At 50.4% G+C, this 14046-nt stretch carries 14 protein-coding genes; 12 read left to right on the top strand and 2 right to left on the bottom strand.

What is annotated here, in order from left to right; translation table 11 throughout:
- Window positions 1–16: 16 nt before the first annotated feature.
- Window positions 17–1057 (bottom strand): tyrosine-type recombinase/integrase, encoded by a 1041-nt coding sequence (locus KNQ11_RS04955; protein WP_214770111.1) that lies wholly within the window; start codon window positions 1055–1057, stop codon window positions 17–19.
- A 429-nt stretch (window positions 1058–1486) separates the two neighbouring features.
- Here KNQ11_RS04955 and KNQ11_RS04950 point away from each other — a divergent pair, with 429 nt between their 5' ends.
- The 9 genes from KNQ11_RS04950 to KNQ11_RS04910 all read left to right on the top strand — a co-directional run bounded on the left by KNQ11_RS04950 (window position 1487) and on the right by KNQ11_RS04910 (window position 10622).
- A complete protein-coding gene (locus KNQ11_RS04950; protein WP_023468336.1) occupies window positions 1487–1888 on the top strand; it encodes a CoA-binding protein in 402 nt (133 codons plus the stop codon).
- A 178-nt stretch (window positions 1889–2066) separates the two neighbouring features.
- On the top strand, window positions 2067–4037 hold the full coding sequence (gene parE, locus KNQ11_RS04945; protein ID WP_035407952.1) for a DNA topoisomerase IV subunit B: 1971 nt from the start codon (window positions 2067–2069) through the stop codon (window positions 4035–4037).
- Window positions 4030–6435 carry a DNA topoisomerase IV subunit A gene (gene parC / locus KNQ11_RS04940; protein ID WP_214770110.1) on the top strand — a complete coding sequence of 802 codons (2406 nt, stop codon included), beginning with the start codon at window positions 4030–4032 and terminating at the stop codon, window positions 6433–6435. The genes parE and parC overlap by 8 nt, the downstream gene beginning before the upstream one ends.
- 299 nt (window positions 6436–6734) lie before the next feature.
- Window positions 6735–7205, top strand: coding sequence for an NUDIX domain-containing protein (locus KNQ11_RS04935; RefSeq protein ID WP_231681758.1), 471 nt, complete (start codon window positions 6735–6737; stop codon window positions 7203–7205).
- A gap of 286 nt (window positions 7206–7491) precedes the next feature.
- Window positions 7492–8139 (top strand): hypothetical protein, encoded by a 648-nt coding sequence (locus KNQ11_RS04930; RefSeq protein WP_214723219.1) that lies wholly within the window; start codon window positions 7492–7494, stop codon window positions 8137–8139.
- Window positions 8136–8930 carry a DUF3307 domain-containing protein gene (locus KNQ11_RS04925; protein WP_214770107.1) on the top strand — a complete coding sequence of 265 codons (795 nt, stop codon included), beginning with the start codon at window positions 8136–8138 and terminating at the stop codon, window positions 8928–8930. The genes KNQ11_RS04930 and KNQ11_RS04925 overlap by 4 nt, the downstream gene beginning before the upstream one ends.
- A gap of 46 nt (window positions 8931–8976) precedes the next feature.
- A complete protein-coding gene (locus KNQ11_RS04920) occupies window positions 8977–9528 on the top strand; it encodes a histidine phosphatase family protein (protein ID WP_035398499.1) in 552 nt (183 codons plus the stop codon).
- Entirely contained in the window at window positions 9525–10385 is an 861-nt protein-coding gene (locus tag KNQ11_RS04915) for a ComEC/Rec2 family competence protein (protein WP_149428137.1), read from the top strand. The genes KNQ11_RS04920 and KNQ11_RS04915 overlap by 4 nt, the downstream gene beginning before the upstream one ends.
- Before the next feature lie 21 nt (window positions 10386–10406).
- Window positions 10407–10622 carry a DUF3006 domain-containing protein gene (locus KNQ11_RS04910; protein ID WP_050677950.1) on the top strand — a complete coding sequence of 72 codons (216 nt, stop codon included), beginning with the start codon at window positions 10407–10409 and terminating at the stop codon, window positions 10620–10622.
- Window positions 10623–10655: 33 nt separating this feature from the next.
- Here KNQ11_RS04910 and KNQ11_RS04905 read toward each other — a convergent pair whose 3' ends face one another.
- Window positions 10656–10883 (bottom strand): hypothetical protein, encoded by a 228-nt coding sequence (locus KNQ11_RS04905; RefSeq protein WP_050677949.1) that lies wholly within the window; start codon window positions 10881–10883, stop codon window positions 10656–10658.
- Window positions 10884–11105: 222 nt separating this feature from the next.
- On the opposite strand from KNQ11_RS04905, the gene KNQ11_RS04900 reads away from it, so the two are divergent.
- The 3 genes from KNQ11_RS04900 to KNQ11_RS04890 are packed head-to-tail and all read left to right on the top strand — an operon-like array spanning window position 11106 to window position 14034.
- Complete coding sequence (locus KNQ11_RS04900) at window positions 11106–12014, top strand: AAA family ATPase (RefSeq protein WP_058265957.1); 909 nt, start codon at window positions 11106–11108, stop codon at window positions 12012–12014.
- 2 nt (window positions 12015–12016) lie between these two features.
- Window positions 12017–13063 carry a DUF58 domain-containing protein gene (locus KNQ11_RS04895; RefSeq protein ID WP_133207292.1) on the top strand — a complete coding sequence of 349 codons (1047 nt, stop codon included), beginning with the start codon at window positions 12017–12019 and terminating at the stop codon, window positions 13061–13063.
- A complete protein-coding gene (locus tag KNQ11_RS04890) occupies window positions 13060–14034 on the top strand; it encodes a hypothetical protein (protein WP_214770105.1) in 975 nt (324 codons plus the stop codon). The genes KNQ11_RS04895 and KNQ11_RS04890 overlap by 4 nt, the downstream gene beginning before the upstream one ends.
- Window positions 14035–14046 lie beyond the last annotated feature (12 nt).

The raw sequence follows: 14046 nt of genomic DNA, 5'->3' as shown, positions 1-14046 counted from the left end.
AGTTGACATAATGTTATTATCGTTCACCATCGAATAAATCGACGGCGCGTTTTTTCTCCGAATCGCCGATATGGGCATAGACTTGTGTCGTCGCGACGGATTCATGACCAAGTAACTGCTGGATCGTCAGAACATCGACCCCACCGGTCGCAAGACGTGTCGCAAACGTATGCCGCAATTTATGCGGTGTAATTTTTTTGCGCTCTAAAAAGGGTAGGACCGGTTTTAATCGTTCGGTGTGCCGCTGCAAAATATGCTGGACTGCCCGTGGACTGAGTGGTTTCCCGTGTTTTTGGAAGACAGGCACGGCGCCACTCGTTGGCATCTGATAATGAATCGCGTATTTGCGTAAGGCGATCCGTGCTGGTTTCGCGAGTGGAATCAGCCGCTCTTTATTGCCTTTTCCGATGACACGGAGCGTGTTTTCATGGAAATCGACATCATTCCAGACCAATTGGGTCATCTCACTCAAACGCATCCCGCTATAGCCGAGTAGTTGGAATAACGTCACGTCGCGGACGCGATCACGTTCATAATGCGACGCTTCCCGGGCATTCATCTCGACGTTCGACGGTAACAACTGAATCAATTCGTCCCACTCGCGTTTCGTCAGGTAGACCGGTTCCCGTTTCGCTTGTTTTGGTCGGTTGACTTTTGCGACCGGGTTTTCTGACAGCTGACCTGTATCGACCAAATAACGGAACAACGACTGTAACGCCGATAGCTTTCGGTTGATCACGCTTGGTGCATTTTGTTTCGTTAAGGCAAGGTATTCGGCATAGGCTTCGATTCCTGATGCATCGATCTCGACGAACGCTTCAAGCGGAATATCTCGCGCCGTTACTTTTTCACCGGACGCCGCAGCGACGAATTGAAAGAACGCTTCGTAGTCGTAGACGTAGCGACGCATCGTTGCTAATGAGAAATGTTTTGCTGCTAACTGATCCAAATAGGACTGAATGAAGCGTGGCATCCGCTCATAACCAGGAATCGCTGGTGCTGTAGCCGAAACGGTCGTTTTATGTATCGTTTTTCCTAGATTTTTAAATAAACTCATCCGACAATCACCCCTCTAGTAGTAGTATACCAAACGTTGGTACGTCAGACACTTGTTTGCGTGAAATAGTTATTTCACGCAACGTTAAATTGTCAGACAGGGAGCCCTCAGTTGCATCGACAACGCATCAGACGGGTCGTTGATCAACTCGATGCACGTGAGAATTTAGCCTATTTTTATGGTTTTTGAGCTACAACATTCTCTTTAATAACAATAATAGTATTATGTCACCTAAATCATCAAAAAAGAATGAATATTCAATTTCGCTCTCAGTTGCATCGAGAAGTCGTTCGACGGGTCATTGGTCGACTCATTTGATTTCAAGACGATTTCTGAAAAACGTCGAAAACGTGCTCGATTTCGCATACTTCATCTTGGTTCGGGTATAGAGTGTTAGGTAAGAGTTATTTTCATAAGGGGGAGTTCTAGATGATTACCGATCAACAAGCACGTCAGTATTTGAAGGATGCCAAACGCATTGCCGTCGTCGGTGTCTCGAGTGATTCCGGAAAGACCGCGAACTGGATTGCGGACTACTTAGTCCAACATGGATACGAAGTCATTCCAGTCAATCCGACGTTAAACGAGTGGAACGGTCAAAAAGTCTATCCGAGCGTCGCAAGCATTCCAGGACACATCGATATCGTCGACGTCTTCCGTCGGTCTGAGTTTTTAGCGGATGTCGCCAAAGATGCTGTTGCTCACGGTGACGTCGGGATGATTTGGAATCAGCTTGGTCTCTCGAGTGTCGAAGCAGAAAGTCTCGCACTTGGTGCTGGTATTCCATATATTGAGAATCGTTGCATCAAAATCGAGCATCAATATCTGTGAGTCACCGCACGATTTCAGGCATCTTCACCCGTTCGTGAAGGTGTCTTTTTTCATGCGCTTTACAGGTTATGCTTGTCAGGAAGCAAGAAGATGCCTACAATTAGAGACAGACTACTCGAAATAACGAACGAACGTTTGTAAAAACGACGTCGTAATTTCGAATTTTGAGGTGAAATGAATGGCGACAGACTTAAATAACTACAATGATGATGCCATACAGGTGCTCGAAGGACTCGAAGCAGTCCGAAAGCGCCCAGGTATGTATATCGGTTCAACCGATCACCGTGGACTTCACCATCTCGTCTACGAGATCGTCGATAACGCAATCGATGAGGCACTTGCAGGATTCGGGGAACAAATTGACGTCACGATTCATAAAGATAATGCAATCACCGTCCGTGACCATGGACGTGGAATGCCAACGGGGATGCATGCATCGGGAAAGCCGACTGCTGAAGTCATCTTCACGGTCCTTCACGCTGGCGGTAAGTTCGGTCAAGGTGGCTATAAGACGTCCGGTGGCTTACACGGCGTCGGGGCGTCGGTCGTTAACGCCTTATCAACGGATTTGAAAGTAACGATCTTCCGTGACGGGAAACAATATGAGCAAACGTTTGAAAACGGTGGGATTCCGAAGACGACGTTGCTTGAAACGGGTACGACGCGTCAAAAAGGAACGAGCGTTTACTTTAAACCAGATGGCTCGATCTTCAGTACGTTGACATACAACTACGATACGCTCGCGGAACGCTTACGCGAATCAGCTTTCTTGCTGAAAGGTCTGAAGATTACGCTGACGGACGAACGGTCTGATAAACAAGATATCTTCCAGTACCAAGACGGTGTCAGCGAATTCGTCCAGTACTTGAACGATGATAAAGATACGCTTCATCCGACGGTCGCGTTCGAAGGAACGGAAAACGAGATCGAAGTCGATATCGCCTTCCAGTTCACGGATGCGTACTCGGAAAACGTCCTGTCGTTCGTCAACAACGTCCGGACACGCGACGGTGGAACACACGAAGTTGGTGCGAAGACGGCGATGACACGGGTCATGAATGAATATGCCCGAAAGAACACGCTCTTGAAGGAAAAGGATAAGAACCTTGACGGAAATGATATCCGCGAAGGGTTGACCATGATCGTCTCGATCCGAATTCCGGAAGAATTCCTTCAGTTCGAAGGACAAACGAAGTCGAAACTCGGTTCACCGGAAGCGCGGACGAGCTGTGACGCTGTCATCAGTCGTCGTCTCTCGACGTACTTGGAAGAGAACCCGCAAACGGCGACGCTGTTGATCAAAAAAGCGATCCGCGCAGCGCAAGCTCGTGAAGCAGCACGCAAAGCCCGCGAAGAAGCACGAAATGGGAAAAAGAAGAAACGTTCGAGCATCTTGAACGGAAAACTGACACCTGCTGCTTCGAAAAACGCAGACAAGAATGAATTGTTCCTCGTCGAGGGTGATTCTGCCGGTGGTTCTGCGAAACAAGGACGAAACCGGACGTTCCAAGCGATTCTGCCACTCCGTGGTAAGGTCTTGAACACGGAAAAAGCGAAACTCGCTGACATCATGAAAAATGAAGAGATCAATACGATCATTCATGCGATTGGTGGCGGTGTCGGAGCCGATTTTGACTTGTCGGATTGTAATTTCGACAAAGTCATCATCATGACGGATGCCGATACCGATGGCGCGCATATCCAAGTCTTGCTGTTGACGTTCTTCTTCCGCTACATGCGTCCGTTGATCGATGCCGGGAAGGTCTTCGTTGCCTTACCACCGCTCTATCGTGTCTCCAAAGGGAAAGGCAAATCGGAGAAGTTCGAATATGTCTGGGACGAAGAGACACTCAAGAAAACGACGAAGAAATTCGGTAAAGGTTATATGATCCAACGTTACAAAGGACTTGGGGAGATGAATGCACCACAGCTCTGGGAAACAACGATGGATCCCGAGACACGGACATTGATTCGGGTCACGATCGACGATGCTGCTGTTGCGGAAAAACGTGTCTCGGTCTTAATGGGCGATAACGTTGGTCACCGCCGGACGTGGATTGAGGACAATGTCGCCTTCGGTCTCGCGGAAGACCTCTCGATCATCGAGAATGAGCACGTGACGAAAGAGAGTGTGAACGAACATGTCTAATCTACAAAACATCCTGAACCTGTCGCTCGAGCAAGTCGTCGGCGACCGGTTTGGTCGTTATTCGAAATATATCATCCAAGATCGTGCCTTACCGGATGCCCGGGATGGTCTGAAACCGGTTCAACGCCGTATCTTGTATGCGATGCATACGGAAGGCAACCTGTTCGACCGTGCTTACCGGAAATCGGCGAAGACGGTCGGTGTCGTCATCGGTAACTACCACCCGCACGGTGATTCATCGGTCTATGAAGCAATGGTCCGCTTGAGCCAAGAGTGGAAACTGCGTTACCCGTTGATCGATATGCAAGGGAACAATGGATCAATCGACGGCGATAGCGCGGCAGCGATGCGGTATACGGAAGCCCGTTTATCAAAAGTTTCGAGTCTGATTCTCGACGGGATCAACAAACAAACCGTCGATTACACGCTCAACTTCGATGATACGACGGAAGAACCGCTCGTCTTACCGTCACTACTGCCGAACTTGCTGATGAACGGTTCGACGGGGATTTCCGCTGGTTATGCAACCGAGATTCCACCGCACCACGCGGGAGAAGTCCTCGATGCTGCGATTGGTCGGATTTCCGGTACGGTCCAGAACGTCGATGACTTGTTGACGCACATGCAAGGTCCTGATTTCCCGACTGGTGGTGTCGTCCAAGGGCTTGACGGCATCAAGAAGGCGTTCGAGACAGGACGCGGGAAAGTCATCATCCGCTCGCGCTCAACGATTGAGACACTGCGGGGTGGTCGTCAGCAAATCGTCATCACGGAGCTCCCGTATGAGGTCAATAAAGCCAATCTCGTTAAACGGATGGAAGAACTCCGTCTTGATAAAAAGGTCGAAGGGGTTGCTGAAGTCCGTGATGAGACCGACCGCGACGGCTTACGGGTCGTCATCGAGTTGAAGAAGGAAGCGGACGCAGAAGGTGTCTTACACTTCTACCTCAAACAGACTGACTTACAAATTGCCTATAACTACAACATGGTCGCGATCCATGAACGGACACCGCGGCAAATGGGTGTCTTGACGTTGCTTGATGCGTATCTTGCACACGTCAAGGAAGTCGTCATCCGCCGGACAGCGTTTGATCTCGAACAAGCGAAACGCCGTCAGGAAGTCGTTTCTGCCTTGATGACAGCAATCTCTGTCCTCGATGAGACACTTGCCTTGATCCGTTCTGCGTCGAACAAAGCGGACGCGAAGGAGAAGCTGATCACGCGCTTCAACTTTACGGATCGCCAAGCAGAAGCCGTCGTCATGCTCCAGCTGTACCGGTTAACGAATACCGATATCGTCGAGTTGCAGGAAGAAGCTGCGAAACTCGAGAAGGAAATCACTCGTCTCGAGAAGATCCTCAACGATGAAAAGACACGGAATCGTCTCATCATCAAGGAATTGACAGTCTTGAAGGAACAAGTCGCGGACAAGCGTCGCTCGACGATCGAAGCGGAAGTTGAAGAACTGAAGCTGAAGACGGAAGTCATGATCGCTGTCGAAGAAACGATGGTCTTCCTGTCGAAAAACGGTTACGTCAAACGTTCGTCGCTCCGTTCATTCGGTGCCTCGAACGACTTGCCGGACTTGAAGGAACAGGATCGTCCGTTGCTCCAAGGGCAAGCGATGACGACGGATCACTTGATCGTCTGGACCGTTCGCGGGAATTACTTGCTGATTCCGGTCCACCAATTACCGGATACGAAATGGAAGGATGGCGGTCAACACGTCGCGAACCTCGTCCCACTCGAACCGGGTGACCGGGTCCTCTCCGCAGATCTCGTCCGTTCGTTCGACGAAGCGCACCATTGCTTGTTCGTCACCCGTCAAGGGATGGTCAAACGTTCGAAACTGAGTGACTACAACGCCCAGCGGAAGTCAAAACCACTTCAAGGTGTTCGTTTGAAGGCAGACGATGAAGTCTTGTATGCTCAGGTCTCAACGGGTCAAACGGAGCTGTTCCTTGCAACACAGAACGGTTTCGGTCTCTGGTTCACGGAAGACGACGTTCCTGTCGTTGGTGTCCGGGCTGCCGGTGTTAAAGCGATCAACCTGAAGGATCAAGATGTCGTCGCGGGTGCAATTGGCTTCAAGGAAGCACCACAAATCGTCCTCTTGACGCAACGGGGTGCCTTGAAGAAGATGCGTCTCGCGGATCAGTTCCAAGTCTCGAGCCGTGCGCTCCGTGGCTTACAGTTGCTCCGTGATTTGAAATCGAAACCACACCAAGTCTCAGCATTGATCGACGTCACACAAGCGAAAGAATTGGTCCTCAGCGGAAAAGAGCAGGAGAAAACGATCCAAATCGGTTCGTTATCGTTCCTCGACCGCTTATCGAACGGTTCATTTGCCTACGATGAAGAGAAATTCGGTCCCTTACTCGACTGGTATACACGATAAGACGAGGCTCCTCCGGATAACGGGGGAGCTTTTTTAGATCTAGCGGGGCAGGAGAGGGGGAATTTTGAGACGAATGCTCGGAATTTTGAGATTTATCGCTATAAATATCGTTTACAAATTGAAACACTGACCAATAACGGCTACAATAGAAGAAATAGTCAGGTCACGATTCGTCACGAACAAGCGTCGGGTCACGCGTCTCCGCAGCTTTGCTTATAGCGTCAATTGATCAAGCAGCTACGGGACCGTCCCTTTAGCTGCTTGTTGTGCAATCTGCCGACCTTGGAGAGGTGATGAAGATGAAATTCAGACGTCGCGAAAAAGTAGCAATCTATATCACTCGGGAAAAACCTAACGGATGGGAACTACTTGTTTTTCATCCACAATCGGCTCCTGAGAGTGATTGGCAGATCCCCGCAGGTACGATCGAAGATGCTGAAATCGCAAAAGAAGCGGCTGTCCGTGAGACGCTTGAGGAAAGTGGTCTCTCGTTAGCATCCGTCCAGTACATCGGCGAAGAAGAGATGCGCTATCCGGAGCGAATGCGGGTGCATTACACGTATTTCTACCATGCGCACATCGAATGCCAAGAGAACCGCTGGACGCATTGTGTGGCTGGTGACGGTCAGGATTGCGGTGATTTCTTTGATTTCGCGTGGTTGCCACTTGATCGGATCACGCAACTTGAACGCCGCCATCATATATTCCTGGATCGTTTGATTCATCGATTGGAACGGACACGTCCGTATGATTGTCGAAAACACGGTTAATTCCGTGTTTTTTTGTTTTGTCTCACTATCTTAAGTTTACCCTGATTATGAGACAAAATCTTATAACTATTGATAATATATGTTATGTTAACTTGAATAAAAAAATGATCTTTTAGTCAGATTCATCCATTCCCCCTGTCGTGTAAAAATCGGTCTATCGTCCTGTTGGTCTTCCTCCTCATTCTTTGTTACTCTAATAACAGTAACACCGCGAATGTTACCTTTTTAACGGTAACAAATCAAATGTTTCCATGATTGTGGCAACAAATGAACAGGAGGAATCGTCATGCAAGCTGTTGCCTTGTCGTTTGATGTCAAAGGCTCCCGCGATTATCCGAGCAAAGAAGCATTACTTCAAGCGCTCCGAGAACTCGCGAACGATCTGAATACGGCATTTCCTACGAGTATCGTTCCGTTCCAAATCAAATCCGGTGATAGCTTACTGGCGGTATTTGCGGATTATCCGGTTAGTTATCCGGTCATGCTGCACTTATTGAATCAAGAATTGCCAGGTTACATCGGGATCGGATTTGGTCAATATGAGACGATTTCAACGACCCAAGCCGAAGAAGCCAATGGCAGTGCGATCATTCATGCCTTTGAAGCACAGGAATTGGCGAAGACGCTTCCGTCACGGATCGCCTTTGCTGGACCGCCCTACTTACCGACCGCCCTGCTGAATGGCTATCTCGAGATGCTCTATCCAGCGTATTTCGGGAAGACGGACCGTCAGATTGAACTGCACCGGTTGATGGATCAATATCCGGATGATACGTATGAAGAGATCGGTTTGAAGATGGGCTTTAAGGAACAGGATGCCCGCGCGAATGTCGCAAAACTCGTTTCCCGCTCGCAGCGTAAGCAACGGAAGCGACTTGAAGCTGCCTTGACACAGGCACTGGAGCAATTCCAAGTCTGGGAGGCGATTCGGTGACCGTCTTACTTAGCCTTATACTTGTCCATCTACTTGCTGATTTCCCATTACAGACGAGACGGATGGCGCTACTGAAACACCGACACCAACGCATCTTATTCCAACATCTTGCCGTTCATGCGGCTCTGATGCTACTTGTCCTTGCGTTCTTCGTCATCCGAGGGGTATTAACCATCGACATCGCCGGATGGCTTGGAGGAAGTATTCTCGTGTTTCACGCCCTACTCGATGCCTCCCCGCTCAAACGTCGCGTCAAGCAAGCGGCGGCGTACTGGATCGATCAAGCGTTACATATAGCTGCCATCATCGCTTTGACATGGATATTCATCCCGATCGATTGGTCGTTGTCGTTCGCGCGACCCGAGCAGGTCTTGTGGATTCTGTGCTTTAGTTTAGTGACGACGGAGTTACTCGGTCACGGGATTGCTTTAATGCTCGCACCATTTGCTCCGCGCTTGATCGAAGCGCATTTCGAGCGAAAAGTGACACGTAAGGAGCAATTAGACGGCGTTTCGCGGACCGTCACACATGAAGTCGAAGATTCTGCGCGCAGTTATACGACGGAATTAAACGGAATCGGGCGTTATATCGGTCTCGTCGAACGGGCGATCATTACCCTGCTCGTCGTCACGAACGCAACCGGAGCCATCGGGTTCATCATTGCTTTGAAGGCACTGGCACGTTTTAAACAGTTTGAAGATCGCCGCTTTGCGGAATATTACATCATCGGGAGCTTGCTCAGTATCTTAGGTGCGATTTTATGTGGACTCGCGATTCGCGTCGCACTCTAAACGATGAATGAAAGTGAGGGAGACGGTCTTGACCGTCGCACGAAGTATGAAACAAATTGGATTAGTGAGACATCACCGGGTGACGGAAGGATACCCGACGAAAGGCTGGATCAGCGCCAGCGATATTGAAAAATGGATTGAACGGTATGATACGTCAGACATCGATATTCAACCGGTCGAGCTCGGTCAGATCGACTGGACAGTCTGTTATGCCAGTAGCATGCCACGCGCCGTCCAGACGGCGAAGAGTGTCTACGATAAAGAGATCATCGTGACGGATCTACTACGGGAAGTACCGTTTCCGACGATTCAGTCGAATCTACGGTTACCGTTTCTTGGCTGGGCGGTCCTCGGTCGACTCGCAGCCCCGTTCAGCAAACGGATTCAAGCGGAGATCAAGGAAGCGAATGAACGGATTGAGGTCCTGTTGAATCAACTGATGTTCGAGGATGATGAACGGGTCTTACTCGTCGGGCATGGCGGTATGATGATTTTGATGCGTGCTGCCTTGAAACGGCGCGGTTACCGGGGGCCACGGTTCGGTCATCCGCGTAACGGCATGCTGTATCTGTTCGAGAAAGAGGAACCGACATGTTGAAATGGGGATCAACGATTCTGTTAGCACTCTGCCTGATCGTCATCTTCTATACGACACGGGACGAAGAGCCCCCAGCCCCAACCGCGGGACAAATGGAGGTCTATGGTTTTGACGTCGGTCAAGGAGATAGTACGTTCATCCGGACGAAGGAAGACGCGATCTTGATTGACGGCGGGAATAACGGCAAAGGCGAGGATGTCGTCCGCTACCTGCAAGAATTGGGTGTCAAACGCTTAACAGCAGTCATTGCGACACATCCGGACGCCGATCATATCGGTGGACTTGATACCGTCCTCGATGCCTTTCCAGTCGACAGCGTCTATGCCCCGCGTGTCACGCATACGACAGAGACATACCGCGATTTCCTCCTTGCCGTCAAACGCGAAGGGGTGACGATCAAGTCGGTTAAGGCAGGTCTTGAGATACCGAGTGAAGCTGCACGCTTTACGTTCCTTGCTCCCCTAACGGACGGGACACAGGATCTCAACAGCTGGAGTGCCGTCCTGCGGGTCGAACATGGACAGGACCGGTTCCTCTTCATGGGCGACGCACCGATCCGGACGGAACGACAATTGCTCGAGTCAGATGCCGATCTTAGCGCCGATGTCTTGAAGCTTGGACATCACGGAGCAGACACATCGTCCTCCCTGCCCTTCCTACAAGCCGTTGATCCGAAGCGAGCGTTGATCTCAGCCGGGAAGGACAATGCCTATCGTCACCCACGTCCCTCCGTCTTACAGGAGCTGAAGACAGAACGGATTACGATTGATCGAACCGATCAAAGCGGAACGATCCAGTATATCTCGACTGGTGACGGCATCAAGGAATCGAACCGGACCGACTTACGACCGGAATAACAAGACGTGGAGGTGCATCAGATGCGATTGACCCTAGCTGATTTTGAAGACGATCTAGCGATTTGCGAGACGGACGACCGCGAGACGATCACATTACCGAAAAGTCGTTTGCCGCGCCAGGCGACGATTGGCGACCGACTCGACTGGACCGGGCGCTCGATTCGGATCTTACGCGATGAGACGAACGCACGTAAAAAAGAGATCACCGATTTGATGGATGATCTCTTTGAAGAATGATGGGACTCCCTTAGAACGCTGAGGGAGTCTTTTTTAACCCAGTAGACTGATGACGAGACCAGCGATGATGCCTGCTGTGAATAAGGAACCGAGCGTATACGTCAGCAAACGTAATCCGAATGGGAGCCGACGAATCGCGGCAAAGGCTCGGCGATTCGGAGGTCCTCCGGCAACAATACGTTGATACTCGTCAATAGGACTGTGAGCAACATCCTGTTGCTGGTTTAGAGTAGAGTTCGATTCGGTAGTATGTGGTTTCATCTGTCCATCCTCTCTATTCCAATGACTATATCCTTCTATTCGCTAAGTAACTTCATAATCCTGTTTCAATTTTTTTGATATTTTACGAAACTTTTGGATGAAACTGGTAGTATAAAAGATAGACGTATTTCTTTATGCGTGATTCCTGGAAAATCACTAGCAGTTTTTTCTGAATTTTCGTACACTTTAGAAATACGATGCATCTTAAAGGGGGAATCATCCATGTTTCAAACGTTACGTACATCACTCAAACAATCTGTCCTTGGTCAGGACGATGTGATTGATCATTTATTGATGGGCTTGCTCGCAGAAGGTCATGTGTTGCTCGAAGACCGTCCGGGGACCGGTAAGACGACATTAGCAAAAGCACTGGCGCAGACACTCGAAGCGAAGTTCTCACGTGTTCAATGTACAGCGGATACGTTACCGACCGACCTACTTGGGATGGAGCTGTTCAACCCGCTGACAGGATCGTTTGAACAACGGTTTGGTCCGCTGTTCGCGAACATCGTCCTCGTCGATGAAATCAACCGGACGACTCCACGGACACAGTCAGCATTGCTCGAGGCAATGGCGGAAGGGCAAGTGACGATCGGGGATACATCTTATACGTTACCGCAACACTTTCTTGTCATCGCGACACAAAATCCGTTCGATGGACACGGTACATTCCCATTACCGCATGCCCAACTCGACCGTTTCTTGTTCAAATTATCGTTCGCTCCCCTGACACGTCAAGCGGAAAAAGCATTATTACGCGGGGCGCACTTAACAGCAGCCGAACTACAGATTCCGCTCGAACAACTCAATGACTGGAAAGAGGAAGTCGTTGCCGTCTCAATCGAGGATAGCGTCGAAAACTACTTACTTGATGTCTGTGACGCACTCCGCGCCCATCGTGACGTTGAGATCGGACCGAGTCCACGAGCGACGCTCGCACTCTTAAAAGCAGCAAAAGCACGGGCCTGGATGCAGGAGCGGACGTACGTCACACCAGAGGACGTCAAGCACTTGGCGACGCCATTGCTTGCCCACCGTCTCGTCTTAACGCTCGAAGCGACGCTGAAGCTATCGAACGAACGTCTCGTCGAGCAGGTCCTCGATTCACTCACTGTTCCGACTGAGGTGTAATCATGCAATTGATCATACCAAAAGGCTTTAACCTCATCATTCTTACGATGACAGGTGCAAGCGGCGTCATCGTGGGACTCTATGGTCCTGTCTGGATTGCGGCTTTATTACTCGCCTATACATTATATGGCTGGGTGATGCCGTATTATCTCGAATACGTTGCGAAGCGGATTCGCGTCCGCCTCCTTGAGACGGTTCGCGCTTTTCGAGAGGAAACGATCCAGATACCGTTCGAATTGTCGAACCCAACGAAGTTACCACTCGGTCGCATCACGATCTCTGGGTTGCTCGGGGATCAGATCAAGCTTCCTGATGCGAGTAGTCAATTTTGGCGTCAACACTTATATGTCAGCAAACAGACGATCGTGCCGTTTTCAATCGATGTCATTGCCGCTCACCGAGGAACGATTCGGATTCAGTCGTTTGACGTCATGATCTCGGATCCGTTTCATTTGATCACAACCTATGTGACGCTTGATATCCAAGAGCTGGGTCACGTCTTCCCTGACTTTGCACCAGCGTCAGTCGAGTGGAATGAGCGGATGATTCCCGGTGAGACGATTGATCGCTCGAGTCCGTTCACCGATCGCTCGAGTTTCCACTCCGTCGTTCCCTACTCCGGAGATGCGAAGTCGATCTACTGGTCCGCTTATGCGAAGACGAATGAGCTGTACTCGTATCAATATGATCGGAAACGTAACCATGATTATGCCGTCATCGTCGATGGCTTGTCCGCAGACGGACTCGCCCTCCGCTCGGACTTCGAGAAACTACTATCGCGTGCCGCGACGATCATCCGTGAACTCGAGAAACAAGGGGCTTCCTACAGCCTCTGGATTTCGATGGTCAATCGATCCGGTCAGTGGTACCATGTTCCGTCTGGTATGGGAAAACATCAATTCCTACGGACGATGGAATGCCTTGCCCGGATTTCCGAATACGATCTACCGCTCGAGCGCCGGTACTTCACGAAGCGACTGCAACGTAGTGTGCCGTCGACGACGGCGGAGATTCATCTCGGTCACCGGCAGAAAGGAGTGAGCGCATGATTCTCTGGTGGATATTCCTTGCGAGTCTGTTACCGGTTCCGTTCTATCTCGCGCTCGCTCTTCCGGCACTCGCCTTCGTGCCACATCGTTCGATTCGAATCGGATTACAGTTACTCGTGGCGGGATCCTTGTTTTTCCTCTCTCCCGTAGCTAGCGTCTTAGCCCTTGTCTTCGTCGCCTGGACCGCGTTTCTTGATACGGTCGATTCGGCGTGGCGTTACGCTACGAGTGCGATGGTCATCGGCGTCGTGATGGTATTGTTCCCGGGAGTGACACCACCAATTGGCGCATTTTTAATTTTGGTCTTCGTCATTGCGTATCCATTCGTCGTCACCTACATGACAGAATGGCGGCGTATCTTCCCGACGATTGCTCTCGTACTTAGCGCGGGGCTGATCATCGCTGTCGTCTTCCGGCTCACGAAAGAAGCGCTCGTCGGATCCGTCACGAGTGCGATTCGTCCGCTATTTGAAGCATTCGGTTCATTATTCCTTTGGACGGAACCACTTGGTCGGGAAGCGGACACGATGACGAACCGGGCAATGGGGCTAGAGAATATCAAAGGTGTTCAAGACGTGGAGCAAGCTGCCGTCCAGGCAGGAACACCGGATTGGATTTGGATCGCAACGACGCTTCTGACCGTGATCTTAGTTGCGGTTACGCTTTATGTCATCCGGAAGCGAAAAGTCATAGCAATCGAAAGAGAACAAACCGTCAAGCACTCCAAGCAGGTACGGGCGCATGCGCCAAAGCGGCATAGTCATCATCCGCTTCTGAAGATTGCCTCTCAACTCGAGCAAGCCTTCCCAAGACGTCATGAAGAGACGACGCTTGAATGGCTGACACGGATCGAGTTCCCGGATACGGTGCAAAATGCTCGTCTGATTGACGGGATTGAGTTCAGTCCAAGTGAACCGGCCTACGACATCCAGACGTTCCGCCGTCAAGTACGCAAACAAATCGAACGCTAACGAAAAGCCCCT

The organism is Exiguobacterium sp. s39, assembly GCF_018618925.1.
GTDB lineage: Bacteria > Bacillota > Bacilli > Exiguobacteriales > Exiguobacteriaceae > Exiguobacterium_A > Exiguobacterium_A abrahamii.
This window is presented reverse-complemented; position numbering and strand designations above follow the sequence as displayed.

Excerpts from the sequence above, each read along its gene's own strand:
- KNQ11_RS04955 (WP_214770111.1), bottom strand. The coding sequence starts at position 1,057 with ATGAGTTTATTTAAAAATCTAGGAAAAACGATACATAAAACGACCGTT.
- KNQ11_RS04950 (WP_023468336.1), top strand. The coding sequence starts at position 1,487 with ATGATTACCGATCAACAAGCACGTCAGTATTTGAAGGATGCCAAACGC.
- parE (WP_035407952.1), top strand. The coding sequence starts at position 2,067 with ATGGCGACAGACTTAAATAACTACAATGATGATGCCATACAGGTGCTC.
- parC (WP_214770110.1), top strand. The coding sequence starts at position 4,030 with ATGTCTAATCTACAAAACATCCTGAACCTGTCGCTCGAGCAAGTCGTC.
- KNQ11_RS04935 (WP_231681758.1), top strand. The coding sequence starts at position 6,735 with ATGAAATTCAGACGTCGCGAAAAAGTAGCAATCTATATCACTCGGGAA.
- KNQ11_RS04930 (WP_214723219.1), top strand. The coding sequence starts at position 7,492 with ATGCAAGCTGTTGCCTTGTCGTTTGATGTCAAAGGCTCCCGCGATTAT.
- KNQ11_RS04920 (WP_035398499.1), top strand. The coding sequence starts at position 8,977 with ATGAAACAAATTGGATTAGTGAGACATCACCGGGTGACGGAAGGATAC.
- KNQ11_RS04910 (WP_050677950.1), top strand. The coding sequence starts at position 10,407 with ATGCGATTGACCCTAGCTGATTTTGAAGACGATCTAGCGATTTGCGAG.
- KNQ11_RS04905 (WP_050677949.1), bottom strand. The coding sequence starts at position 10,883 with ATGAAACCACATACTACCGAATCGAACTCTACTCTAAACCAGCAACAG.
- KNQ11_RS04900 (WP_058265957.1), top strand. The coding sequence starts at position 11,106 with ATGTTTCAAACGTTACGTACATCACTCAAACAATCTGTCCTTGGTCAG.
- KNQ11_RS04895 (WP_133207292.1), top strand. The coding sequence starts at position 12,017 with ATGCAATTGATCATACCAAAAGGCTTTAACCTCATCATTCTTACGATG.
- KNQ11_RS04890 (WP_214770105.1), top strand. The coding sequence starts at position 13,060 with ATGATTCTCTGGTGGATATTCCTTGCGAGTCTGTTACCGGTTCCGTTC.